Below are 26,007 nucleotides of genomic sequence, written 5' to 3' on the forward strand. Positions count from 1 at the left end.
CTATTTCTACACCTGGAGTACTGCTGTGGCTAAAACAAATGCAGTTGACAATCAAGGGAGTCAGGGTTCTACACAATCTTCGACCAATCAACAAATACCGCTGAAAACCTGGATTGGCGTTATGGCGAGTATGCTGGGCGCATTCATGGCGGTGCTGGATATTCAGATAACCAACTCTTCGCTACAAGATATTCAGGCGAGTTTGGCGGCGACTCTAGAAGAAGGTTCTTGGATTTCTACTGCTTATTTGGTGGCGGAAATTGTGGTCATTCCTTTAACTGGATGGTTGTCGCGAGTGTTTTCCCTCAAACGATATTTGTTAGTTAACACCGCCTTATTTATCTTTTTTTCTGTATGCTGTGCTTGGTCGTGGAATCTCAATTCTATGATTGTTTTCCGCGCTTTACAAGGCTTGACAGGAGGAGTTTTAATCCCGACTGCTATGACAGTTGTACTCACAACTTTACCTCCATCCAAGCAAGCAATTGGGTTAGCTGCGTTTGCGATTACAGCAGTTTTTGCACCATCAATTGGTCCGACATTCGGAGGTTGGTTAACAGAAAACTTCAGTTGGCATTACAGCTTTTATATAAATGTCGTTCCAGGAATATTAATGCTTGCTGGAGTTTGGTATGGAATTAAGCAAGAAAGACCACAATTACAATTGCTAAAACAAGGCGACTGGTGGGGAATTCTTTCAATGGCAATTGGGTTAGCTTCCTTGCAAGTTGTTTTAGAAGAAGGTAGCCGCAAAGATTGGTTTAGTTCAAGTTTAATTGTGTACTTGAGTATATTAGCGGCAATTTTCATAACAATATTTTTCTGGATTGAATTAACCCGCAAACAGCCATTTATTAATTTGCGACTTTTACGATATCGGAACTTTGGTTTAGCAAGTATTATAAATGTCTCTCTAGGGATAGGATTGTATGGTTCTATTTATATCTTGCCGCTGTATCTCGCTCAAATTCAAGGATACAATGCTCTGCAAATTGGTGAAGTGTTGATTTGGGCAGGAATTCCCCAATTATTTATCATTCCTTTCATCCCAAAATTGATGCAACGTATTGATGTACGTTTGATGGTTGGTGTGGGTGTGTCGTTATTTGCTGTGAGTGCATTTATGAACTCAAGCATGACTTATCAAACGGGACTAGATCAATTGCGATGGTCACAACTTGTTCGCGCAATGGGACAACCACTCATTATGGTACCACTAACCTCCATTGCAACTGCTGGTTTGAGTCAGAAAGATGCAGGATCAGCAAGTGGTTTATTTAATATGATGCGTAATATGGGCGGTTCTATAGGAATTGCAGCATTAGCGACTCTGTTAACAAATAGAGAGCAATTTCACTCCAATAGATTAGGTGAATCAATATCTCTATATAATCCAGCAACTCAAGAGAGAATTAACCAACTCACTCAATATTTTGTCAGCCGTGGTTCTGATTTGAGTACAGCACAAGACCGGGCAATCAAAGCCATTGATAATATAGTACGTCGTGAAGCTTTCGTAAATGCTTTTAATGATTGTTTCTATTTTATTGCAATTGCTTTGTTACTGAGCGGTATTGCTGTTTTGTTTATCAAAAAAGTTAAGGTGACAGGTGGTGCTGTTGCTCATTAAGTAGCTCGGCGTGAATATTTATCGTTGAGACAAAGCATCTATTGGGACTTAGACAAAAATTAAGCCCAAATAAAGCCCAAACTGGCTTTATAAGCAGCAAATACGTCACGATTAAGAGTCAACCAATCAACAAATCGAAAAGACATAGCTGTTCTAAAGGCTGACAAAGCATCAGCAAAGGTCTTCAAAGGTTTGTTCGCCCATCTTCGTCTTAACCCCCCAGTCATCTGATGCCAAAGAATAAAAGTATAGGCACAAAAAACCAAGATAAAATGTCGCATTAGGCTAGTTTTATCTCGGACTTGGTATTCTCTTAGTCCCAACCATCCCTTGGCTTCTCGATAAAAAACTTCTACGGGGTCTTACACGTAAAAATCTTGCCTTAGCGTAGCGGCTCCCCTTGCTCGCTTCCTTACTACTACGAGTACCCGTCTTCTCCCACGAATTAACAAAACAAAGGCTGGCAAGATTTTAGGGGACAATGCGTCACCCAATTTCTTTGAGAATAGGTATTAACTATCCATTCTGCGGTGACAAGTGATGAAGAGATATTGGTGATAAAATAATCAATATCAGTGGCTTGAGAGAAAGTTGCAGCATTCATGACGATGGCAATGCTTCGCTTTCCTTGTAGACGTGATATCTCTACTTCTAGAGTTGCTACCCATACTATTCTGGGCTTATCTAAGTTTAGTTGGATTTCTCTAAAAGCCTCTTGGGGTAAAGTTTGTGCTAATTCATCTAGTCTTAGTGTTTGTTTGTTATTGGGTTGTTGATTAACAGTTACTTTGCGGTTTTTAGCTAATCCTCCTAAATACTTTAATTGACGATTCTCTAACTCTAATAGGAAGGATGTATTGTTGCCATATCCAGCATCCACAATCACTATTCCCGGTTTATATCCTCGCTTCAGAGTGAGGTCTATCAACTTTATAGCTAATTCCGTTTTTTTCTCAAATTCTGGGTCTTGTTTTCCTTCAGGCAAAGAATTGGCGTGCTGGTATAATTCTATATCTAATGGTAAACTTTTTCTCCCATCATATAGATGAGTTGTTACTGGGAGTTACTTTGACGTGAAAGCTATGCTGAAAAAGCATTATACCCTTTTTTCCTCTTTTGTTTTGTTTAAGTCCCATTAGGGGTCAACATACGTATGCTCACATCTTGCACCAAGAAAAATTGATGGTACTTCGTTACTCAGTATTAAACCAAAAGTCCTTTATCTAGCCAGAAAAATCAATAAAAATAATGTAGCTTTATCGCACATATTTTTGGTTTATACAATTTTCTACACAGAACTGCAAGATATGAGCGCCCAACTAGCCGCGTTTTTTCGCCGCTAGCAACGAATGAAACAAACACATTTTTTGTTTGGCTAAAAGCTTTGCTCTATAAGGGTTTTAAAATGTGTTAGTTAGGAGTTATGCCCAATTCCCAATTCTGCCAACTTCACCGCCGGAAATTTGTAGCATTCCAGCTATTTAGCGTATTACAAAATTCTCTACACACCACTTGGCTATTTATATAGATACAGGAGTAGTGAGTAAATGCGATCACTCCACAATAATATGGAAGTACAAAGATGTTATGACCACGATAATACCAATGACAATGGACAATTTTACCGTTCGACCAATGAGGAGGTCAGAATTAGATTTGGTAATTGATTGGGCAGCAGTTGAAGGCTGGAATCCAGGAACTTATGATGCTGAATGTTTTTACCAAGCTGATCAATGCGGTTTTTTCGTAGGGGAGTTGAACAATGAACTTGTGGCAAGTATTTCCGCTGTTGCTTACTCTAAGCACTTTGCCGTTATTGGCTTTTATATTGTCAAACCGCAGTTTCGTGGGCGGGGTTTTGGCATGAAAATGTGGAGGGCAGCAATGGCATATCTTGGTACTGAGCGTAACATTAGCATAGATGGAGAGATTGCTCAACTGGAGAACTACCAGAAATCAGGTTTTCAAATCACCTACCGTCATATTCGTTATCAGGCTGTAGGCTCAGGCGTTGCGCCGTCCGGCATTGTAGAACTCAAAACTGTGCCTTTTGAGAAGTTAGTTGCTTATAATCAAGAGCTTTTTCCGGCTGAGCGCAACCAGTTCCTACGACTTTGGATAAACCAACCAAACAGTGCTGCCTTAGGGGTTGTTAGAGATGGGCATGTTGTTGGTTATGGAGTCATCCGCCAAAGCCACATAGGTTTCCGGATTGGACCGTTGAATGCTGACGATGAACAGATTGCCGAGCAACTCTTACTCGCCTTGCTTGCTTTTGGTTCTGATGCGAGGGTGTTTCTTGATGTGCCAGATGCTAATCCAGAAGCGATTAAGCTGGCTCAACGTTACGCGATGAAGCCAGTCTCTGAAGTCGCTCGGATGTACAATAAAGAAATTCCTAACTTGCCTATAAATCGTGTATTTGCTGTGACAAGTTTAGAAGTTGGTTAGGTAAGTATCATTACAAAAAGCTCAAATGGAGAAATTATTTAAACCTATTGTCGAGAAAATTGCCATTATCGGTGCTAAACTTGGCGGTTTAGCGACTGCTGTAGCATTACAAAAACAGGGGTTTGATGTTCACGTATGGAAAGCGCAATATCAAATGCAGACTGTGAGGTAGCACCCTTTCAACGTAAAAACCAAATCAGGTGGAAGCCACGCTAATAGAAACAGAACTTAAGCATGAACAACGTAGCTGAGTCATTACAAACACTCGGATAGCATGCCGTATCTCCCTCGCAGTGCAGCACGGCTCTTGCCGAAGAGCAAGTTCTCACGTTCATGCAGCGTGTCCGAAGAACATAGGAGGCACAAAGACGCTGCGAATTGCAGCGATCGCCGTGGTATTAGCCATAGTCATAGGGAAACAATTACAACTTGCTCTCTTTCTTAGCGCGTACGTAAGTCCTAAAAAACACAGACTACTTTGCTTTGTCCAAAAGTACGGTTATTAAATATTTTTACTGTACTTTAATGTCGATATACTATATCTATGTAAGTTACTGTGTCAAGTTCTCAAGAGCAAAATGTGATTGCAAATTGCTGCCAGATTGCGAAAAATGGGAGTAGAGCCAGATAAGATATAAAGTATTAGCACCGACTGTAGCTGACTTCGTATGTGTCGCTGCATCTTTTAGGGAGTCGGCAAAGTAGTTATCTCCCTTGGACAAAACCACCTATGCTCACTCAAGATAAACAACAACGCAACTGGAAACCCATCCTCAAACAATTTGAGGCTGTCGTTGGCAAAAATGGCGTGGTACAACGCCGCGAAGAACTCATTACATACGAGTGCGATGGGCTGACTAGCTATCGCCAACGTCCGGCTGTGGTTGTCTTACCGAGGACAACAGAACAAGTTGCAGAGGTTGTGAAGATATGCGATCGCCACTCTGTCCCCTTCATTGCACGTGGTTCTGGTACGGGTTTATCTGGTGGGGCGTTACCAGTTGAAAATTGCGTCTTGATTGTCACTTCTTTAATGCGACAAATACTTAAGGTTGATTTAGAAAATCAGCAAGTCACTGTCCAGCCAGGAGTCATTAATAGTTGGGTGACACAAACTGTAAGTGGTGCCGGATTTTACTACGCTCCAGATCCTTCTAGCCAAATCATTTGCTCAATTGGTGGTAACGTAGCAGAAAATTCTGGCGGAGTACATTGTCTCAAATACGGTGTCACAACAAACCACGTTTTGGGATTGAAACTCGTCCTTCCTGATGGTTCAATTGTTGATGTCGGAGGACAAATTCCTGAAATGCCAGGGTATGACTTAACAGGTTTGTTTGTTGGTTCTGAAGGGACGCTCGGAATTGCCACAGAAATTACTCTACGAATTCTTAAAAGTGCTGAATCTATTTGCGTCCTTTTAGCAGATTTTACAAGTATTGAAGCAGCCGGTGCAAGTGTTTCCGATATCATCAGTGCGGGGATTATTCCTGGTGGTATGGAAATTATGGATAACCTCAGCATCAATGCTGTTGAAGATGTGGTAGCAACAAATTGTTATCCTCGCGATGCTGTTGCTATTTTAATCGTAGAAATTGACGGTTTGGCAGTAGAAGTTGCAGCAAATAAACAGCGGATTGCGGAAATTTGTAAAAAGAATGGTGCGCGTAATATCACAACTGCAAGTGAGCCAGAAACGCGCTTAAAACTTTGGAAAGGGAGAAAAGCTGCTTTTGCTGCAGCAGGTCATGTCAGCCCAGATTATTATGTTCAAGATGGTGTGATTCCTCGTACTCAGTTACCCTATGTACTGGGAGAAATTGAAGCATTGAGTCAAAAATATGGGTATCGAATTGCTAACGTATTTCATGCTGGAGATGGTAATCTTCACCCATTGATTTTGTTTGATAATTCCATTCCTGGCGAATTAGAAAAGGTAGAAGAAGTCGGCGGAGAAATTCTGAAGCTATGCGTGAAAGTTGGTGGTAGTATTTCTGGAGAACATGGTATTGGTGCAGATAAAAAATGCTATATGCCAGAAATGTTCACTGCTACTGATTTAGAAACGATGCAATGGGTACGGCAAGTTTTTAATCCCAGAGGTTTGGCAAATCCAGGCAAGATTTTCCCTACACCGCGCACTTGTGGTGAAGCTGCAAATGTTATGGGTGAGATTGCTAAAAAGTTTGAGGGAGTCGAAAGATTTTAGCGATAACTGTCTTTAGCTACTGATACAATATGTGACACTTCAGGGTGCGGAATGTGGAATCATACGCTCTTAAGAGCCACAACTAAGTAGCTGGACAAAAATATTTACCGTCATTGCGTCGCTTGATGTAAAGTTTACAGACAAATAAACAAAGCTTGCCTATGCCTGTTGAAAAAAACGTTAAAAATTATAAAATTTATGAGAAGGACTATTTTTTTCTTCATATCATATGTGCAAAAATAAGAAATATAAGGAAATAAAGAAATATTAAAAATTATTTTTAGTAAACTCTTATATCTCCTGTAAATGGAACTTAGCTTCCTATTGGCAGGGTTTCCTCAATATAAGGACATTGGTTATATTTTTTGTAAGTCACAAAATAGCGATAAATACGAGTATCGCTCGATTGGGGCTGAGCATACTAAAGTTTTGGTGCTAGGGAGCTTTTTCTACCAGTAGAACTACAATAAAGAGCGCCTAGTAGAGTCAGGAACACAAAACAGGGACTCTCGCATGAGTATCAATCCATTGGAATCAACGGCAGAGTTAACAAAATCACCGTCTTTTTTTGAGCGATCTATACATAGAGATAAGATTGGTATTAGTACCAATATGACTGAGCACAAGCAACCAGAACAAGGGCTGCAACATCAAACAGCGCGGGAGCAACTGCTGGGAGTCACTGCCCAACGTATTCGTCAATCTCTAGATTTAGAAACAATTCTCAATCAGACAGTGACGGAACTTCAGCAGTTCTTGGAGTGCGATCGCGTCATTATTACCCGCTTTGAGCCAGATGGCAGTGCTATTATCGTTGTAGAATCAACGGTTGTATCCGGTTGTCCGTTTTTAGGAACTATCATCAAAGACCCGTGTTTTACAGAAAAACATATCGAGCGTTACAAGCAGGGTTATATTCACGCGGTGGAGGATATTCTTGCAGCCGGGCTAGCTCCATGTTACATTGACTTGCTTGCTTCTATGCAAGTTAAAGCTAAGTTGGTCGTTCCAATTTTACTCGCACAAGATTTGTGGGGTTTGCTAATCGCCCAGCAGTGTCATCAACCACGTCAATGGCAACAAACAGAAATTGATTTAGTTAAGCAACTGGCAGATCAATTAGGAATTGCTGTTCAACAAGCTCAATTGCACAAGCAGGTAGAGTGTCTAAAAGTCCAGCAAAAATTGCAGTTGCAAAAACAAACAACTGAGTTGCAATACTTTCTCAAGTTTGAACCCGTAGTTCGACGCATGACTGAGCAAATCTGCGACAATCTGGACGAAAGTCAAGTGCTGCAAGCAGCAATGCAGGAATTAGCAGAGGTTTTACAGGCAGACTGCTGTCAAATTGAACTGTATAGTGATGACCAAACAATTGCAACCGTTGCCTATGAGTACACCAACATCCTACCTCGATGTCAAGGATTAACAAGACGAGTTGCAGATTTTCCAAAAATTTATCACTCACTGTTGCAAAAACAACTCACGCAATCAATGGAAATTGTTCCCGGATGGAACCTGAGGTTGAGTGTTGTTGCACAGATGGCTTGTCCAATTTTTGATGCTCAAGAGATTTTAGGAAATATCTGGGTGAAAAGACAAACACAAGCGACATTTCACGAATTTGAGGTGAAGTTGGTACAGCAAGTCGCAAATGAATGTGCGATCGCCCTACGTAAAGCCAGACTTTGTCAAGTCATCCAAACACAGGCGAATGAACTAGAAAAAGTTGAACAACTAAAACACGAATTCCTCAGAAGCCTTTCCCATGAACTGCGAACACCCATAACTAGCATTAACCTCGCCGCCCAGACTTTAGAAAGTGTTCTCAAGCAAGAAAAATTATTTGATATAGAACTAGTCACACAACTGCTACATATACTTCATAAAGAGTGTGGTCGCGAAAGTAAATTAATCAATGACTTGCTGGCACTGACATATCTTGAAGCTGAAGCCGAATCTTTAACTTTAATCGTGATTGACTTACAAACTTGGCTTCCTTCTATTGTAGAACCTTTTCGAGAAGTTGCTTACTGTCAGCAGCAGCAGCTAAACCTGATCATTCCCAATGAACTCCCAGTTTTGGAAACAGATATAACTGACTTAGAGCGTATCCTGACTGAACTGCTGAATAATGCTTGCAAATTTACTCCTGCGGGGGAATCAATCACAGTTTCCGTTTGCGAAGTTGCAGATACAATCGTTCTTAGCGTCACCAATTCTGGAGTTGAAATTCCTGCCCACGAACTATCACACATTTTCGAGCCATTTTACCGCATTCCTAAAAATGACTCTTGGAAATACGCCGGTACAGGATTGGGGCTTGCATTAGTGCGCAAACTAGTGAAGCGTATAGGTGCCTCAATTGAAGTTCAAAGTGTATCTGGTAAGACTACTTTTACCGTGAAATGTCCGCAATTTTTGGCGTAGCTGCCCCATAGATTTATTTTTGTACTTGACGATAGGAAGGATTGAATTATTTACACGAAGTTTAGATGTAGCACAAAAGTTACAGTCAACAGAAAACATTAATGAATTAACTTAAACAAATAGATAACATAGGTGAAAAACGTCTATTCGGACATCACGAGGCAATTATTAAACTGAATAAGCCGAAAGGATTCGGATTTGCAGCGTAATACAGCGCTGTAATGCAACTGCAAGATACAAGTAAGATCGGAGTAAGACACGTGGATATTCAAGCTGCTACCAAGTATTACATTGCCAACAAGCCAGTACAGCATAAAGCTCTAGGTTTAATGCTCATCGTCGATTTGTACCCATCCAGACTTGACACTGTGCAGGTGAAACTTCCTAACGGTGTAGTCATGAATTGCGAACTGAAGTTTCTGGATGAACCGGGTAAAACAACTAAAAACCTTTAAGCTTTCGAGGAATCTACTGTAGCTGAAGTGTAAATCTTTGGTGTCTTGGTTTCAAACATTGGTTGTGCAAGAGCGGTTTTGGATTTTGGTTGTTGAGTCTAAACGCACAAGCATTCCAGTTCCAGCAACATTGCCGCAGTTACTAGCATACATGCTGAGTGCTCCTCAAAAGCAGTCTCCAACAAAGACGCTAAGCCAACTTCCAGTATTCGTCGGCTAGCTACTAGTGGCGACGAGTTTGTCTTTGTGAAACTCATGCTTGGAGATACTTCGCAGTTCGATGTATCACGGACTTTTTCGCTGTTTCCTAGAAGACACGAATTAGAAGAGGTTTTACGGTTTATCAAGCACTTAGGACAAACAGTGCTGGTGTGACATTTGCTGTGTTTGTTGCCGACATTCCACTGAATTAGGCAAACTATAAAGAAATGTATCAACATATAGCTAGTATACAAACATGGTAAAAAATCTGCCCTTAGAGAGATGGCGTAAAACCTTCCACAGTGTTCGTGCTCGTCTTTTAGTTTGGTATTTTTTGTTAACAGCTTGTACAGCAACGTTTTCTATTCAAGCAACTCACCAAATATATTGCGATAACTTGAAAGCACGAGCTGACGCCGCTCTCATTAAGGAGGTTGCAAGATTTAAGTTACTAGCAAAGCGACAAAGTGAAAAAAAATTCTCAACAGCAAGTACTACTAAGTTATTCGATAAATTCTTAGCTAACTATGCTCCCACGCAGAATGAATATATCATCACCCTGATCAACGACAAAATCTACAAATACAGTCCTGTTTTACCTATAGCTTTATTAAAGCAGTATCCAAGTCTGTTAGAGCAATGGACTCAACTTACGGTGTCAAAAGGTGATTACATACAAACTTCTACACAAAGTATTCATTATGTAGCTCAACCAGTGAATATGGGTGGAGAACGTGGGACTGTTGTCATTATTTATGATACATCTGCTGCTTTCCAAGCGGGTACAAATGCGATTAATCTAGTCATGCAGGTAACGCTCATTGTTCTGCTCATCTTTTTCTTACTGGCGTGGATCACTGCTAGTAAAGTGTTATATCCTTTGCGACTACTTAAGAAAACGGCTCAGTCTATTACTGAGTCAGATATGAAACAACGTATTTCCGTCAAAGGCTCGGATGAAATTGCTGAGTTGACAAAAACTTTTAATGAAATGCTAGATCGACTTCAGTTTGCCTTTGATAGCCAGCAGAAGTTTCTCAATGATGTCAGTCATGAATTGCGGACTCCGATCACCATCATTCAGGGACATTTGGAGATGCTACAGTTTTACCCAGAAAAACAGCAGGTGACTATTGCCTTAGTTATGGATGAACTAAACCGTATGTGTCGTCTGGTAAATGACTTGCTGCTACTGGCAAAGACAGAACGCCCAGATTTTCTCAGACTGAAGCCGGAAGAATTAGACTTACTTACAAAAGAAATTTATTTGAAAGCTTGCTCCCTTGCAAACCGGAATTGGCGGTTAGAGTCTAAAGGGTTGAGTCCAATCATGGTAGATCGTCAACGGTTAACTCAGGCAGTGATGAATTTAGTACAGAATGCGGTTCAGCATACTCGTGATGGTGATAACATTACACTAGGCTCATGTGTTAAAGGGGACTATGCCCATATTTGGGTCAGTGATACCGGAGAAGGAATAGCTCCTGAAGACCAAAAACGTATTTTTGAGCGTTTTGTACGAGCGACTAAAGATGACCAACAGTTTGAAGGACATGGGTTGGGGCTTGCAATTGTGCAGGCGATCGCCCAAGCTCATGACGGATGGGTCGAACTTTCCAGTCGTCTGGGTTATGGATCTACGTTTACCATTGTGATTGCCCTAGCTTCTTCTGTTAATACTGCAATCCATGAATCGGATTCTCATCGCCGAAGACAATCGCCGCATTACAGCCTTTCTGGAAACAGGGTTGCAAGCGCACGGCTTTGCAACCACCATCGCTAATAACGCTGATCAGGTAGTGACCATAGCGAATAGTCAAAGATTTGACCTACTCATTTTAGACTTAGGGTTACCAGATAAAGATGGTTTAGACGTACTGCAAGACTTGCGGGGTAGAGGAGAAACGCTACCAATTATTGTCCTAACTGCCCGTGATGGTGTGGATGATACGGTAGCAGGATTAAATAGTGGTGCCGATGATTACATTACAAAACCGTTTCGTTTTGAAGTATTGCTGGCGCGTATCCGAGTTCAATTACGTAATCGCCGTGTATCAAAAGTTAAAGAAGAGACAACCCTAAGAGTTGGTGATATCGTGTTAGATTTGCTAACACGAGAGGTTTGGGTAGGCAATAGGTTAGTAGAACTTTCTACCCGTGAGTTTATTTTGACAGAAGTGTTCTTGCGTCATCCTATGCAAGTTATGAGTCGAGAGCAATTGCTTAACCACATCTGGGGTTATGACTACGATCCTGGATCCAATATTGTTGATGTTTATATTGGTTACTTGCGAAAGAAGTTGGGAAGCAGCAGGATTGAGACAATTAGAGGGATTGGTTACCGTTTGCGAACATGATTGTTGAGTACATATAGCAATCTTATTTAATTTGTCAGAAATTTGTCAGAATTGAAAGCCACAGATCCCCGACTTCGTAAAAGTTGTCGGGGATCAAGTTTGCTCACGTTTCTTGCGCGTGCCCGCAGGGCTTATGATTTAGGATTGCTATAGAACATAAAACATAAAATTTTTGGCAAATGACTAATTTGAAAATCCAAAATCGTTTATTTATGTATGTGCCATTAGTGGTTATAGCAGTGTTAACGCTATTTCCAATGTTTTGGCTTATCAGTACAGCGTTAAAATCCTCAACAGAAAACATTTTTCAATCTCCTCCGCAGTTATTACCAAGCCAACCAACCATTGAGAATTTTATTAATGTTTGGCAAACAAATCCCTTTGGGCAATATCTGTTCAACAGTACCTTGGTAGCTGTGCTGAGTGTGTGTTTAAATCTCATTTTTTGCGCTTTAGCTGCTTACCCATTGGCAAGACTGTCATTTCCAGGAAGAGATTGGATTTTTATTGCCATTATTTCAACGATTATGATTCCTTTTCAAATCGTGATGATTCCGCTGTATATTTTGACTGTCCAGTTCGGTTTGAGAAATACTTATTTGGGGATTATTTTTCCTAGCTTGGCTTCTGCTTTTGGGATTTTTCTATTGCGACAAGCCTTTATAAGTGTTCCAAAAGAAATGGAAGAAGCAGCACGCATGGATGGCTGTTCGGAGTTAGGCATATGGTGGTTTGTGATGCTTCCTGCAATTCGCCCAGCACTGGTAACTCTATCAATTTTTGTATTTATTGGTTCTTGGAGTGACTTTCTGTGGCCTTTAATTGTTATTCAAGATGAAAACTTATACACCCTTCCTTTGGGAGTCGCAAAGCTTGCGGGTACATTTTCTTTGAACTGGCGAATAGTCGCTGCAGGTTCAGTGATTTCTGTCGCTCCAGTACTACTATTATTTCTGTTTTTACAACGCTATATTGTTCCTACAGAAACTGCTAGCGGTGTGAAAGGTTAAATTATCAGTTATCAGTTTGAAGAAGTATTCAGTATTGCTGAATCCAGAATTCAGAATAGAAGAATCAATTAACTCTTTTATTCTGACCGGAGGCTCTGCGGTGAAGCAGCGCTCTTGGTAGGGTTTCCCGACAACAGGCGACTGTGAACCCGAAGGGCTGGTGGCTCCGCTCCTGACTCCTGACTCCTGACTCGGTGACTCCTTCCCTGTTCACTGTTTACTGTTTACTGATAACTGTTCATTGTTCATTGATGTTGACGGTTTTTTTCAAAGTCAAAAAATACATTTTATAAGCGCAACAGCTTAGAATTTTAGCGGGTTGTTGGAAGCCCTCACCATAATCTCTGATTTGGTGAGGGAGTATTGAATTCAAACGAGAATTGCCATAATTTTAATTAACAAACTAATCAACAAGCTAATCAAAAACTCCCAAGGCGAAATTAACTGTGTAAGGTTCCTCTAAAGATTGCTGAATGCTAGCTTTGATAACATCAAGATAACGAGCAATAGCTTGCAGTTGTTCAGCATTGGGACGATAAGTCAAACTTCCTTGTTTTTCAAAAAGTGGTGCGGCTGTTATCGCTTTATAGTCAGAATTTTCACATGAAGCTTGGGTGAGCCAAATGGCATCTTGACTCGTGGGAATCAAACCAGGAGGTAACTCACCTTCCAAAAAAGCCAGCAGGCGTTGCTGACAACTGCGGGTATTGATACCACGATTCTCAAATAACTGGATAACTTCACCAAAGGATATCGCTCTTGATGGCAGAATTCGTAGTAATTCTGTGAACAGGAAATAGTCAGTATACTGTTGTCTTGGAACGTCTAAGACTTGAGGATGCAGAGGAAGCACCGCCAAACCATATGCAACCCGACTGCAGGTGGGAGAACCATTCTCACCAAGATACGAATGTTGGATCATCTTCGCATTGGGTAATTTTTGCCGCAGCCAACGACTGACTGCGCCTAAACAAGCAACTCCACCTGTGAGGATAGCTTGATTGATTGCTTCTGTCGGTATACCTTTGGCTACGAGTAATTTATTGAGTTCTCGGTTGAGGCGTCGTACAAACGGAACAAACACTTGGCTTTCTAAGTCTCGTCGCTGCAAAAACCATTGCTGATCTGCCAGTTCTATGGTAAATGATTCTTGGTGTTGTAATATCAGCTTCAGGGCGATCGCCGCATCAATGATCGCCTTTCCTAAAAGCGAACTTTCCAACCGTTGCTTTAAGCGAATCCGTTCCACAACATCTGGTTCGCCAGCCCTAGGGAGGTTTAATTCTTCTAAGCTCAAACTGGAAAAGGACATCTGCTCTAAACCAGGAATTGCTGGTTGCCAATTTTTGGAATTTGTGGTAGTTGTTTTAGTATCTTTATTCCCAACAGTGCGTGATTGTCGCCATTTGGATGGCAGTAGCAATTGACAGATAATGTCTTGCTCTAATCCAATGCCAGCATAAGCAAAACCGTGAAGCATAAAATGACTATGGGTGAGGTCTTCCAGGTTTTCTGGCAAATCAACGATCGCCATTTCTGTTGTACCAGCACCGATATTGAGGACGAAAGTATTACCAACAAGAGGACGCTCACTGCTTCTTGCAGAATGAGTACCTTGACGACCTCTAATTTTTACAATTTCACCTTCAGCACCGTCAAGTTCACAGAGCAAACAAGCAATTCCTTCTTCCACAAAAAAGACTTGTTGCGGATGCTGCACTAGTTTGCTGATGAGTATGGCTTCTCGGATGTTAAAGCGATATTGTTCTGACCAGTTGGATGGGCAAGTACAGATGACACCAGTAAGATCACGAATAATATCACTAAAGGTTTCTGGCTCTAGACCAACAGCAGCCGTTGTTAAACTCAAGGTTGTGCTGTTGCGATCCTCCATTAACGTTAACAGCAATTTCGAGAGCGATCGCACAACCCAAACCAATGGAACAGTTGAAAAGTCGTTTAATTGCAAAACTGGTTCCCATTTTTGCTGTTCGTTTTTGTAGGGTAAAGCAACTTGCATATAAGGCTTTAACTGGGCTGAGAATAAGTTATTGCCTGAAGCACCCGACTGAGAGGATATAGAATCTGTAGCCATATTTTCAGGTACTTTTTCTTTAGCCACAGCTGCTGGTGCTGTCTGTTCTTCTTGTACATCTGAGCTTTCTGTTTCCCCAGCACTCACTGAAGCAGTTGGTAGATAGACTTCTGCTGGTAAACGAAACGACTGTTTTAAAGAACTTTCTTCGCTTTGAGTTTGTGCCTCCCAATAAAGAGGATACACCTCAGTTGTAGAGCGATTTAACAAAGCAGCAGAAATTCCGGTTGTACCTAAATCAATTCCCAAATACCAAATAGATTTACGGGCATTTTGTGAAACGTCTGGATTATCTATTGAACCAGAAATTGAAACAGAAGAACCTTCCAGTTTTTCTTCTGGCGTATTTTTTTCAAGTTCTGCCTGTGTCTCTATAGTATTTGAGTTTGGCGAAATCTCTAATTGCTGTGCTTGTTCTTGATTTTCTGATTTCGTCAAAGGTTGTAACAGAGCATTGATTTCTCCATCAAAACTTGCTAAATCTTCTTCCAATTGCTGCAACAGTGCTTCTTCCAAGGAAATATCAACTATTTGTGCAGATTGATTTTCTTCTTGAGATAGCAAATTTTCCTGTGGTGAAGCAGGAATATTGCGATCTAAAGACTCTTCGACATCAATATTTTGAATTTCGCCGGCTGAATCTTCCGCAACAGTTGTCTTTTGAGGAGTTTCTACGGTTTCGGAAGTAGCAGGTGCTGTGATTGCTGCTAGCGACTGTTCAGGGTTTGTATCAGTCAATAACTCAGTCAACGCTGTGATTGTATTTTCACTTGCAGGATACAATGAATTGGTCGTATCTGAAGAAACAGCCTGATTGTACTCTTCCACAGGCGGTAACTCTGTCAATGTATTTTCCTGAGGAATAGATGATTGTTCTTTTGTTTCTAACAGAACACTTTGTGTTTCTTCAGCGTCCTGACGACTGGATTCTACAACATCTGCTTGTGTTTCTTCCAACCAGGGATCTGGAATTTCAGCAAGAAAATCGACTTGCTGTGCTTGATTTGTTGCAGCGTTTGGAGAAGTTTCAGAAAGATTCGACACTGACGAAGAAGTTGTGACATCTGTAACTTTCTCTGTTGACACTTGCGGAGCTTCAAAAGTGACCTCATACAAGAACTCTGATTGCGGTTGCTCAGTTGTAGTTGCTGGTGAAGTGTTAATAGATGAGCTGAGTGTTGGCTCTTCAAATGAATCATCTATAACATTTGTTACCTTATATGTGGTCACAGCTGTCACATCTGTGTCATTGTCCGTTTTTACCTCAGATGTGGTTGTCGTTTGCTCACCATCAAAGAACTTATCTATAGCAGTTGTGACTTCAGTGATATCAAGTTCAGATAATTTTGTAACATCTGTAACCTCACTCTGGGCAGGTGTGATTGCTGTTGACTCTTCAAATAAATCATCTGTGATTTCAATGGAGGTGAGTGTAGATAATTTATCTTCTGTGAGTTCACTCTGGGCAGGTGTGATTGCTGTTGACTCTTCAAATAAATCATCTGTGATTTCAATGGAGGTGGGCGTAGATAATTTATCTTCTGTGAGTTCACTCTCAACAGATGTGGTTACTGTCGGCTCTTCAAAAAACTCATCCGTGAAATCAGTGACTTTATCCTTTGTTACATCTGTCACCTCAACACCAAACAAACTGGCGTAAAGTTGGTCTACTTCATCATGAACCAACGGAGAACTATACTGTTGTGTACTACTTTCAGGAGTCTCTACAGAACTTTGTGCATCTTGCCTATCCTCAGAAAGGACAGCATCCAAATCTGATGCATTAGCATTCTCCTGTTGTGTTTCCAAGCTGACAGCTTGGTTATTTTGTTTGAGTTGGGGTAACTCAGACGCAAATTGCTCAGATTCTTCTAACTGTAATCTTTCATCTTTTGCATTCTGAATAGATGCTTCGTTGATGGAAGTTTGTTGTTGCAACTGCTGCATCAAATTATTGATGAAACTAGCCAGCAACTGTTCTCCTTGTACTCCTTTGCTGTGCATTCTCGCCAGCGCCTGAGACAAAGACTCGTCATAAGTGTGAATATTGCGCTGTAATGCCTCAAAAACAACATTCACAGTTCCATCAAGGGCGAGTAATTTTTGATCCAAGTCTTTAGCAAGCCTTGATAAACGCTCGACTTGCTCTGGTGATTCCACTACAGGTAAAGTTCCAGAGATTGCAGGTTCTGTATGATTGTGATCACTACTCGGCCAATACAGCATTTGAGAACTTGCTGCAGCTTCTTCTGTCGCTTGTGGAGTTAAATCAGGTACAATACGGCTTCTGAGGACTTGCAAAAATTCTGAAATCATTTGCTCCTGATTTGCTAATTGCTGTGCTAAGGAGTAGTTATGCAGTCGCTTTTGTTCTAATTGCCTGATTTCCTCTACAAGATTTGATCGCTCTTGCAATAGGGTTTTTATTTCTTCTTGCAACGGTAATAGCACTGCCGCGAATGGATGATTTTCTTGTTGTACCACAACATCAGTATTTTCTTGTTGCTGTAACTGATTCTGTTGTGCTGAGGACTGGTGATGCTCCTCCTCCTGCTCGATAACTTGTGTGGATAGAGAAGATTGTTGGGATTGTTGCTCCTGCTGGGTTTGAGCTTGAGTTTCTGATAAATTGACTAAAAAGTCGCGAATTCGTTGTAGAATCTGTCGTAGTTCTGAGCCTTGATTGGAGAAAAGCCTAGGCAAACGCTTGTTGGTGAGTAAGCGGTCAATCTCTGCAATTAGTTGTTGAGTTTCTGCTGGGCGGGAAGTCACGTTAATTTACCTTATCTAGAATTTTAAGTCAGGTGGTTGTAGAAATTGTTTTTTTACTGTTGGAACTATGTTAGGCATCAAACGAGCGTCCAGCAATACTATTATCAATCAACATTGATTTACATAACAAAGTAGCGGGAGCTAGTGCGGTGAGTCCAGCACTCTCCATAAGTGACTGGTGTCAGCGCAAATCTTTATTTTAAATTTATTTAAAATGCGTTAATAAATGCATGAATGTTTGAGTAAGCTGTTCCAGATTTAATTTGCATATTTTGGATTGTCTGTTAAAAAGCTCAATTCCTCTGTACATCTCCCCAATACTCGCGCTTCCCCTGAAGGGGCGCGGAGCTAACGCTCTCTACCCCATCAGCCAAAACACATGCAAACTAGATGTATTACAGCTTACTCGTGGGTCAGTCATCGCTTGCTGAAAACAACCAAATATTATAATTTAGCAAAAAGTAATTACGATGAGTATTCTTGATTTAGCTTGTCTATAATTCTAAGTATTGAGTATTACAGTATTGCGAACCTTCAACTACGGAAGCGTTAAGCCTTACAATGTTTATTGCAAGACTTTTGCGAGATTTTCAGTTATCATGACGCAAATTTTTAGTAAAAAACGCTTGGCTCGTTTTATTGTGTAGCATAGTCTATTTTTAGAATTTAATGGCTGTCCTTTGATAGCTTAGGCTGATAAGGGTAACGTTATTTTTTGTGTATATTGCAAATTTTATTTAGAAGATGTCGTAATGGAAGACAGGTATAGCGTGCAAGCACTTACCAATCCTGTAAAGTACTTGGCACCCTTTTTTCAAGGGTTGCCAGAAACTGTTGTAGAGCAAGCGCTGACTCATCTAGTCACCCGTACTCACCCAGCAAATCAAGTCATTTTGTTGGAGAATGATTGGGGAGGTTCCGTATATTTCCTTGTACAAGGATGGGTAAAAATACGGACTTATAATCTAGAAGGTAAAGAGGTAACACTAAATATTCTGGGCAAAGGAGAATTGTTTGGTGAAATGGCAGCTCTTGATGAAGTGCCTCGCTCGACTGATGTCATTACCTTGACTTCTACGGTGATTGGTAGTATGCCAGCACAAGATTTTGTTCAGTTACTGCAAACAGAACCAATGGCAGGAGTCCGACTGGCGCAACTGATGGCACGTCGGTTACGACAAGTCAATCGGCGATTGCGCTTAAGAGAATCTGACAGTCAATCGCGAGTTGCAGACACGTTATTATTTTTAGCAGAGGGACAGGGAAAAAAGGGAGAAGAGGGAACCAAAATTCCTAATTTGCCTCACAGGGAATTGAGTAGTTTAAGCGGACTGGCACGGGAGACAGTCACACGAGTCTTGACAAGACTAGAAAAAAAAGGATTGATTAAACGGGAGCACGAGATGATTTGTATTCCCGATTTGTCAGCCTTAGAAAAAATGATCGTTTAACAATTCTTCGACAAACAACTCACAATACTGGAAGCAAGAAGCCCACTAATGGCAGGTTGACTTAGAAAATCTGCCATGTTCTTCAGGGATGATAACTGAATAACTGAGTTCTGCATTCTTGTGATCTCAACCCCTGGAAATAAATGGTCAGGCAAACAAAAGACTCTAACAAAACCTCAATGAAGCTAGAAGTGCCGTTAAGATTGGTAGAAACGGCATTTTTAGCTAGCACCGCCAGCTTAATTTGGTTTATTAATTTTTACTTCCCTTTAGGACCTTTGTTACGGATATTTTTCCCCGTCCCCATCGCCCTAGTATACCTTCGTTGGGGCAGACGAGCAGCATGGATGGCGGCACTCACATCCGGTTTACTGCTTTCGGTGTTGATGGGACCAGTCCGCAGTCTACAATTTGTCATGCCTTTTGCCTTTATGGGCGTACTTTTAGGATCAACATGGAATCGTCGTGTTCCTTGGATAGTTTCCATCACCTTGGGTACGCTATTAGGCACCATAGGATTCTTTTTTCGGGTGTTGTTGATGTCTGTGCTGACAAATGAAGACCTTTGGATTTATGTGATTAACCAGGTGACGGATTTTGTAGAGTGGTTAATCCTCAAATTGGGAATTTTGATGAATCCCAGTGTTTTTTGGATTCAAGTATTGGCGATCGCCCTCATTATCCTCAGCAACTTTATCTACCTGTTTACCGTACACATAGCAGCCTGGCTGCTGTTGGATCGCCTAGGTAACCCCATCCCCCGTCCCCCACGCTGGGTGCAAGTCATCATGGATTATGAAGAATAACCAACCCTGGGAAAATTCAAAATTCACGCATTCGCTGCCTACGGCACGCTACTAACACATTCAAAAAATAATTTTGGATTTGGACGTGACCGGAGGTCATTTGTCATAATTGAAAGAATTCTTAATTAATGACTAGTGACCAAAGAAGAGTTCAGGAAACAGAATTGGTGAATTCAAAAGGAAAAGAAGCTAAGAAGCATTAACTTTTGTTCCTCTGACTCCTGACTCCTGACTCCTGAACGCCAGGTGCTTTATGCCGGGGGACCCCTTCGGGTTCGCCAGTTGCCTGTTGTCGGGAAACCCTCCCGCAGCACTGGTCTCACCGTCCACCGCACTGGCTCCTCCTGACTCCTAACTCCTGACTAATGACTCATGACTTTATTCGCATTTATACTCAGATTGAACAGGCTCAAGAATGGATAACGAAATATCGTGGTTGTTTACCTGTATTTGCCTGTGTTTTAGGATTTACTGAAACTGGTTTGATTCCTGGAATTTCCGCAGCAGGTCGCACTTGCGAAGATAGAAAATATACCGCTTGTGCTGATGCTGAGTTTTTATATTATGGTTCACAACATCAACCTCAGTATCCTTTACCACCATTAGCTGCTGGGGCTTCCCCTGTGATTCTTTCCCGTGCTGTGGTTGAGGCGCTAAATCTTCCGGTTTATTTATTCAACGCTGGTTTACCTCAGCCTCCTGCTGTCCCAGCCATTGATTTAGGTGGTTATCCAGCTAGGTGTTTGAGTCAAGGCGCTGCTATGGAACTCGCAACAGTACACCACTTATTTCAGCAGGGGCTGGTTTGGGGAGAACGACTTAGTAAAGAAATCCAAAGTAGATATTGTATTTTGAGCGAATGTGTGGTAGGAGGAACAACAACTGCTCTAGCAATTTTAACTGGCTTAGGTGTACCAGCATTAGGAAAGGTTAACAGCAGTCACCCAGTTTGCAATCACACGCAAAAATGGGCAGTTGTAGAGACTGGGCTTTTGATGATGAGGAAGAGATTGGGAGGTGGGGAGATTGGGAGGTGGGGAGAGGATATCACCCCATCTCAACGAGTAGATCCCTTGGAGTTAATTGCAGCGGTGGGCGATCCCATGCAAGTGGTTGTAGCTGTTATGGCGATCGCTCTGAGTCGCAGTTGTGGCGTTTTGCTTGCTGGTGGAACACAGATGCTGGCAGTTTATGCTCTGATGAGTGCCATTGCTCAAGCTTACGCCTTATCCTGGCGACCAGAAGAAGTTGTTGTAGGAACAACGCGTTGGGTAGCCGAAGACTCAACAGGAGGTACAATTGAACTAGCCCAGCTTATTGGTAAAAGCAAAATCACTCCACTAGGAGTGACTCCACCGCTAATAGCGACTGAACTGAGTTTTGCCGATTCCCGTTATCCCCAACTTAGAGCTTACGAGCAGGGTTTTGTCAAAGAAGGTGTGGGTGCTGGAGGGGCTTGTATTGCTGCTCATCTTGTTCAGGGTTGGGAGCAAGATCAACTTTTACAAGCGATAGAAGCCCAATTAGAGCAATTTGAGAAGAATTCTTCTACAGTTTGAGCAATAGCGAGTGGTTAAAATTCCGTGGTCAAAATTCCAAATATAGCCAAGTGCAAAATATACTTATATCGTTTGACATTGAATAAGCAAATTATTAGCCTGCGGAAGCAGGCTTTGCTCGTAATGTAAAAGAAACAGTATTAAGAGTGAATTCTTTTAAGCAGTAACTGTTCTTCCAAAGCCGCAATGCGATTGTATGCTGCAGTTAATTGTGCTGTCAGCCGTTGGATTTGAATTTCTGGTGTTAAAATTTTCTCTCCGCTTTGCAGATTCATATCTGGATAAATGCCATCTGCGATGACGTCCTTATGTTCAAGCTCTGAATTGAAACTGATTTGCCCTTTTAACTGATAGCGCCTTGTTTCGCCATTCTCCAATAAATTATTGTTTGTCTGCTGTGCTTTCACTAAGCAGCCTTCTGATAAAGCTTGAGAAACTTTACTGTCAAGCTGCTCAATCATTTGATAGAGGGCATCCAGCTTGTTACCCAAAGTTAGGACCTGCTTTTGTAATGGCTCCATTTAATACCCTTATCCGCTTATTTTTCTCTATAGTATTCAATCTCTTGACGATGTTAACTATACTTATGATTTTTTTAACTTTTAATATATTCTGTTGAAATGCAATACTTAAGTCATTAATTAGAAATATATCTACATGTTTGCCACAAGCCCTACTAAATATTTTTGTTGAGAAAAATTAATGAGACAGACTGATTTATGAGAAAAATAGCACTTCACGCTTGATGAGTACCGAGTGTTTAGGGGCGTAAAGTCTTGTTTTTTGGGGGATTTTCAGGAAATCCTCCCTGACAAATCCAACAGATTAAGCGACTACAGCCGATACTTTTTCGATAAAGAAATTCACTATGTAGAACCTTTACCTAAGTGCCTTTGACTCTAGCGAGTGTAAAACCAAAAATGACACACTCAATACTCAATACTTTCCGACTATTTCTGTGAATAATTACTTAGATACAACATCACTCATAGCTTACACTGGTATCAACTTGAAAGAATAAATTTCAAATCGATTTGTTAACGAACTTTAACAATTACCTATATTCACTAGTATTGGCTCAAAATAAATATTTTTTCAAATAAAAATAAAAACTATAAATAAAGCCAAAAATGAACCAATATCTAACCATAGCAAAAATACCTTAAAAACCTTTTGTTGAATTCTTGCTACACTTAGATTTTGTGAAACTGTTACCAAGAAAGAACTCAGGAGCCAGGAGCCAAAATGGCGAATGTGTGACTGGGGAGCTAGTACTTGATGAAGGTTTCCCGACAAGGGCGTGGGGAACCCTCGCTGTAAAACTTCTCTGCGGATTCATCCGTGGAGAGATTCTGAATACTGTTAGCTGCGCGGGACGCAGCGGAGCCACCAGCCGCGCAGCCTCCGGTCCATTCTGTCTTCTGACTCTTTCTTACAACTAAAGCTTTTTCAAGTCTAAAAACCAAAATCAATGGAGCGACGGTCTTTTTTGCTAGGTACAACTTCCCTAGCACTTGCACAACTGCTTGCTGGTTGTACTAACAACAAACAGATGACACTCAATGTACAACTGTTGAAAGGTTCCATTCCTGCTCAGGTGGTTAATCAATTCAGCCAAAGTTTGAACTCAAAAGTGCAGTTAAAGTTTACTCCTGTAGAACAGTTACAAGATATCTTGCAAAAATTGCAAACTTGGCAAAAGAAAACGAATACCTCAGATGAGGAAGGATGGCGTCCGGTCTTACCACTGGTTCAATCTCAAAAAGTTACCAAAGCTGACTTAGTCACTTTAGGAGACTACTGGATAAGTGATGCAATTGAGCAGAAACTCATAGAACCACTGGATGTGACAAAGATAAAACAATGGTCTGCTTTGTCCCAAAAATGGCAGGACCTGGTAAGACGTGACGACAAAGGTTTAGTCTCTTCTAAAGGAAAGGTTTGGGCTGTTCCTTACCGCTGGGGTGCTACGGTGATGATTTATCGCCGAGACAAGTTCCAACAATTGGGTTGGACACCGAAAGATTGGGATGATTTATGGCCAAAACAAGGGCGCATTAATAAAGTCCAAGAGCGTATTTCTCTTTTAAATCAACCACGGGAAGTTATTGGTCTAGTTTTAAAAAAGCTAAAAAAATCTTACAACACAGAAAACTTAAATACAATTCCAGATTTACAAAAGGAACTACAGCTATTAAATCAACAGGTGAAATTTTACGATTCTACGAGGTACTTGGAACCTCTGATTATTGGAGATACCTGGTTAGCAGTTGGCTGGTCAAGCGATATCGTACCAATCATTGGACGTTATCCACAACTTGCTATTGCGATTCCTCAATCAGGAACAGCACTTTGGGCAGATGTGTGGGTAAATCCTGCTGGTCAAGAAAGACAACCTTGGCTATATCAATGGATAGATTTTTGTTTAGATCCTGACGTTGCGAGAAAAATATCTTTACTGACCAAAACGAGTGTACCTAATTCTAAAAAAATTGCTGCTTCTGATTTCCAAGAATCATTACGTAATCTTTTAGTGATGAATCCTGAAGTTTTTGAAAAAAGCGATTTTTTACGCCCCTTACCTCAACCAGTCATGGCTCAGTATGAATCTTTATTTAGCAAAATGAAGGAGTGATTGGTGACAATCATTCGTAATTCGTAATGATTGCGATTTTGAATTACGAATTACGAACAAATATCTACACACCCGTCATTTTCATGCTTCTGCAAGGAACTTACCTCGATATGAGAACACTAGTTTATCCAGCGCTTCGATTGACGATATTGAGCTGACGATCTACAGGATGAATGTCGGTTTCTGCATCAGAAAGCCTTGGAGTCGGAACGTCAACGTTTTCTTGATCATGAACAGAGTCATTTAAGTCATTGACATCAGAAGTTACTTCTGTATTCGGTGACGGGTTAATGACTTGTGGATCAGCAGTTTCATGAACTGATAAATTGATGGGTTTGCGTGGCTCTTGAGTCATTTTCTACCTCGTTGTTGAACTTGCAGAGACTAACTATATATACAAGTTAAAACTCAGTTCAGAATTGTTTCCTCTGGCAAACGACGTACCCTTAATAACTCACATTCCATACCTTGGAGTGCTGACGGGGCAACAAAATTAGTTTTCACAGAGACTGCACAGTGAGGTGTTACCTCAAAACATCCTCAGCCAACGCCACCGCCCCCCACAACGGTGCATCATCCCCCAGCGCCGCCGGAACAATCTCAAAATTCACTTCAGGTAAAGCCGTCTCCCGCGCCACCCTTCGCAACACTTCCCAAAAATCCTCACCCGCCTTCGTGACACCACCACCCAACACAAACCGCTGTGGGTTCATCAAATTCGCCACATTACCAATACCAACACCCAACGCCCAACTAGCCCTGTACAAAATTTCTTTAGCCAAACTATCCCCAGCAGCTGCAGCCTCACTCACCACTCGCCCCGTAATTAACTCCAAATTATCTTCCACCAATTTCCTTAACACCTCTCCTCTGTTGTGTTGGTGTCCTTGGTAATCCTTCCGTTCGTTCAAGAGTAGACTTGGCGGTATGTCCTCTGGACACGCTGCGCTAACGTTTCTCAAAACCTCTTTCACATCCTGCGCCATATAAGGTCCTGATGCCAACCTTTCCACACATCCCCGCTTCCCACATAAACACACTGGTCCAGAAGGATCTACTACCATGTGTCCAATTTCACCAGCCATTCCCTCAGCACCTCGCCACGGCTTCCCGTTAAGTATCCAACCACCACCCACACCAGTGCTGACAGTCACATAAAACAGGCTATCGTAACCTTGCCCTGCACCAAAGCGATACTCACCCAAAGCAGCAACATTAGCATCGTTATCCACAGAAGCAGGAACGCCAAACTCTTCCTCTAGCAACTCCCGTAAAGGAACATTCTCCCATCCAAGAATATGATGGGACAATCTTACTTTCCCGGTTGTTGCGTCTACTGGTCCCCCAAAGCTAACACCAATAGCTTCTGGTTGCGCTCCCTTGAGTAAAGAGTTGATAAGAGAACGCATAATTTCCAAATCAGTGTCAGCATTTGCATTTGTCGGTGAAAGCCGACGCTCATATCCCAGCCATTGCTGAGAACCTGTATTAACTGTTGCTGCTGCTAGCTTGGTTCCACCAAAATCAAGCGCTAAGATGAGTGTCACAGTTTTTACACCTGCCTACTTAACTGGTACTTTCTAGTTTAGGACAATAACTATGATTATAAAAATTAGCAAATACTTGCTTTTGTTATTGACTTCAGCTAGAGTCATAGCAGACGCCTCACTCTAATTTTGGCAGATTTTCAGGGACTCAGATCAGGTAAATGAATGCTTAAGAGGGTCTGAGCCAGAATATATGATAAGAATGACCAAAATCTGCCTAAAAGCAGTTTTTTCACAGTAGTCTTCACGTTATTCTTAAGGGGATCACTGCGTCAACGCTAAGTACAAATACTTTTTATAAGTTCAACTTTAACCTTGAAAAAGGTGACATTAACAAGATATAGTTGCTAATATTTAGTATTAAGTAGACCAGCAAATCAACAGGGTATTAAATCAAGT

Annotated in this window: 18 protein-coding genes and 2 pseudogenes; 14 read left to right on the top strand and 6 right to left on the bottom strand. The window is 41.3% G+C overall.

Annotation, left to right across the window (positions count from 1 at the left end; all coding sequences use genetic code 11):
* Positions 1-25: 25 nt before the first annotated feature.
* The gene (locus DP117_RS00065; protein WP_339381101.1) at positions 26-1,630 is read left to right on the top strand and encodes an MDR family MFS transporter; all 1,605 of its coding nucleotides are present in this window, start codon (positions 26-28) and stop codon (positions 1,628-1,630) included.
* Positions 1,631-1,689: 59 nt separating this feature from the next.
* Here the strand turns inward: DP117_RS00065 and DP117_RS00070 are convergent.
* A pseudogene (locus tag DP117_RS00070) lies at positions 1,690-1,986 on the bottom strand (IS701 family transposase); the annotation flags it as partial.
* Between the two features lie 131 nt (positions 1,987-2,117).
* Positions 2,118-2,687: pseudogene (locus tag DP117_RS00075) on the bottom strand (transposase); the annotation flags it as partial.
* Between the two features lie 530 nt (positions 2,688-3,217).
* On the opposite strand from DP117_RS00075, the gene DP117_RS00080 reads away from it, so the two are divergent.
* The 9 genes from DP117_RS00080 to DP117_RS00120 all read left to right on the top strand — a co-directional run bounded on the left by DP117_RS00080 (position 3,218) and on the right by DP117_RS00120 (position 12,743).
* Positions 3,218-4,081: a GNAT family N-acetyltransferase gene (locus DP117_RS00080; RefSeq protein WP_169216302.1), complete on the top strand. Its 864-nt coding sequence runs from the start codon at positions 3,218-3,220 to the stop codon at positions 4,079-4,081.
* 25 nt (positions 4,082-4,106) lie between these two features.
* Positions 4,107-4,253 (top strand): NAD(P)-binding protein, encoded by a 147-nt coding sequence (locus DP117_RS00085; protein ID WP_169216304.1) that lies wholly within the window; start codon positions 4,107-4,109, stop codon positions 4,251-4,253.
* A 558-nt stretch (positions 4,254-4,811) separates the two neighbouring features.
* Positions 4,812-6,290, top strand: coding sequence for a glycolate oxidase subunit GlcD (glcD, locus tag DP117_RS00090; protein WP_169216306.1), 1,479 nt, complete (start codon positions 4,812-4,814; stop codon positions 6,288-6,290).
* 513 nt (positions 6,291-6,803) lie between these two features.
* Entirely contained in the window at positions 6,804-8,720 is a 1,917-nt protein-coding gene (locus tag DP117_RS00095) for a GAF domain-containing sensor histidine kinase (RefSeq protein WP_169216307.1), read from the top strand.
* Between the two features lie 260 nt (positions 8,721-8,980).
* Positions 8,981-9,175, top strand: coding sequence for a hypothetical protein (locus DP117_RS00100; RefSeq protein WP_169216309.1), 195 nt, complete (start codon positions 8,981-8,983; stop codon positions 9,173-9,175).
* Between the two features lie 37 nt (positions 9,176-9,212).
* Positions 9,213-9,395: a hypothetical protein gene (locus DP117_RS35275; RefSeq protein WP_211175836.1), complete on the top strand. Its 183-nt coding sequence runs from the start codon at positions 9,213-9,215 to the stop codon at positions 9,393-9,395.
* A 237-nt stretch (positions 9,396-9,632) separates the two neighbouring features.
* Positions 9,633-11,159 (top strand): HAMP domain-containing sensor histidine kinase, encoded by a 1,527-nt coding sequence (locus tag DP117_RS00110; protein WP_169216310.1) that lies wholly within the window; start codon positions 9,633-9,635, stop codon positions 11,157-11,159.
* Positions 11,065-11,733, top strand: a complete 669-nt coding sequence (locus DP117_RS00115) for a response regulator transcription factor (protein WP_169216311.1) — start codon at positions 11,065-11,067, stop codon at positions 11,731-11,733. Before DP117_RS00110 ends, DP117_RS00115 begins: the two co-directional genes overlap by 95 nt.
* A gap of 179 nt (positions 11,734-11,912) precedes the next feature.
* Positions 11,913-12,743, top strand: a complete 831-nt coding sequence (locus DP117_RS00120) for a carbohydrate ABC transporter permease (RefSeq protein WP_211175837.1) — start codon at positions 11,913-11,915, stop codon at positions 12,741-12,743.
* 415 nt (positions 12,744-13,158) lie between these two features.
* Here the strand turns inward: DP117_RS00120 and DP117_RS00125 are convergent, their stop codons facing one another.
* Positions 13,159-17,610 (bottom strand): hypothetical protein, encoded by a 4,452-nt coding sequence (locus tag DP117_RS00125; RefSeq protein WP_169216312.1) that lies wholly within the window; start codon positions 17,608-17,610, stop codon positions 13,159-13,161.
* 752 nt (positions 17,611-18,362) lie between these two features.
* Here DP117_RS00125 and DP117_RS00130 point away from each other — a divergent pair.
* From DP117_RS00130 to cobT, 3 genes are all read left to right on the top strand, one after another.
* Positions 18,363-19,061: a Crp/Fnr family transcriptional regulator gene (locus DP117_RS00130; RefSeq protein WP_169216313.1), complete on the top strand. Its 699-nt coding sequence runs from the start codon at positions 18,363-18,365 to the stop codon at positions 19,059-19,061.
* A 143-nt stretch (positions 19,062-19,204) separates the two neighbouring features.
* Positions 19,205-19,867 carry a DUF2232 domain-containing protein gene (locus tag DP117_RS00135; RefSeq protein WP_169216314.1) on the top strand — a complete coding sequence of 221 codons (663 nt, stop codon included), beginning with the start codon at positions 19,205-19,207 and terminating at the stop codon, positions 19,865-19,867.
* A 365-nt stretch (positions 19,868-20,232) separates the two neighbouring features.
* Positions 20,233-21,426, top strand: coding sequence for a nicotinate mononucleotide-dependent phosphoribosyltransferase CobT (gene cobT, locus DP117_RS00140; protein ID WP_169216315.1), 1,194 nt, complete (start codon positions 20,233-20,235; stop codon positions 21,424-21,426).
* Positions 21,427-21,566: 140 nt separating this feature from the next.
* On the opposite strand, the gene DP117_RS00145 is transcribed toward cobT, so the two are convergent.
* Complete coding sequence (locus DP117_RS00145) at positions 21,567-21,947, bottom strand: hypothetical protein (RefSeq protein WP_169216316.1); 381 nt, start codon at positions 21,945-21,947, stop codon at positions 21,567-21,569.
* Between the two features lie 950 nt (positions 21,948-22,897).
* Between DP117_RS00145 and DP117_RS00150 the strand changes: the two genes are divergently transcribed.
* A complete protein-coding gene (locus tag DP117_RS00150; RefSeq protein WP_169216317.1) occupies positions 22,898-24,061 on the top strand; it encodes an extracellular solute-binding protein in 1,164 nt (387 codons plus the stop codon).
* A 124-nt stretch (positions 24,062-24,185) separates the two neighbouring features.
* On the opposite strand, the gene DP117_RS00155 is transcribed toward DP117_RS00150, so the two are convergent.
* Positions 24,186-24,416 (bottom strand): hypothetical protein, encoded by a 231-nt coding sequence (locus DP117_RS00155; RefSeq protein ID WP_169216318.1) that lies wholly within the window; start codon positions 24,414-24,416, stop codon positions 24,186-24,188.
* A gap of 169 nt (positions 24,417-24,585) precedes the next feature.
* Entirely contained in the window at positions 24,586-25,608 is a 1,023-nt protein-coding gene (locus DP117_RS00160) for an ROK family protein (protein WP_169216319.1), read from the bottom strand.
* Positions 25,609-26,007: the final 399 nt, after the last annotated feature.

The organism is Brasilonema sp. UFV-L1 (assembly GCF_012912105.1).
GTDB lineage: Bacteria > Cyanobacteriota > Cyanobacteriia > Cyanobacteriales > Nostocaceae > Brasilonema.

What these genes read in the sequence shown, in the direction of transcription:
- DP117_RS00135 (WP_169216314.1), top strand. Translation starts at nt 19,205, where the DNA reads ATGGTCAGGCAAACAAAAGACTCTAACAAAACCTCAATGAAGCTAGAA.
- DP117_RS00120 (WP_211175837.1), top strand. Translation starts at nt 11,913, where the DNA reads ATGACTAATTTGAAAATCCAAAATCGTTTATTTATGTATGTGCCATTA.
- DP117_RS00145 (WP_169216316.1), bottom strand. Translation starts at nt 21,947, where the DNA reads ATGGAGCCATTACAAAAGCAGGTCCTAACTTTGGGTAACAAGCTGGAT.
- DP117_RS00080 (WP_169216302.1), top strand. Translation starts at nt 3,218, where the DNA reads ATGACCACGATAATACCAATGACAATGGACAATTTTACCGTTCGACCA.
- DP117_RS00150 (WP_169216317.1), top strand. Translation starts at nt 22,898, where the DNA reads ATGGAGCGACGGTCTTTTTTGCTAGGTACAACTTCCCTAGCACTTGCA.
- DP117_RS00155 (WP_169216318.1), bottom strand. Translation starts at nt 24,416, where the DNA reads ATGACTCAAGAGCCACGCAAACCCATCAATTTATCAGTTCATGAAACT.
- DP117_RS00085 (WP_169216304.1), top strand. Translation starts at nt 4,107, where the DNA reads ATGGAGAAATTATTTAAACCTATTGTCGAGAAAATTGCCATTATCGGT.
- DP117_RS00130 (WP_169216313.1), top strand. Translation starts at nt 18,363, where the DNA reads ATGGAAGACAGGTATAGCGTGCAAGCACTTACCAATCCTGTAAAGTAC.
- cobT (WP_169216315.1), top strand. Translation starts at nt 20,233, where the DNA reads ATGACTCATGACTTTATTCGCATTTATACTCAGATTGAACAGGCTCAA.
- DP117_RS00110 (WP_169216310.1), top strand. Translation starts at nt 9,633, where the DNA reads ATGGTAAAAAATCTGCCCTTAGAGAGATGGCGTAAAACCTTCCACAGT.
- DP117_RS00115 (WP_169216311.1), top strand. Translation starts at nt 11,065, where the DNA reads ATGAATCGGATTCTCATCGCCGAAGACAATCGCCGCATTACAGCCTTT.
- glcD (WP_169216306.1), top strand. Translation starts at nt 4,812, where the DNA reads ATGCTCACTCAAGATAAACAACAACGCAACTGGAAACCCATCCTCAAA.
- DP117_RS00095 (WP_169216307.1), top strand. Translation starts at nt 6,804, where the DNA reads ATGAGTATCAATCCATTGGAATCAACGGCAGAGTTAACAAAATCACCG.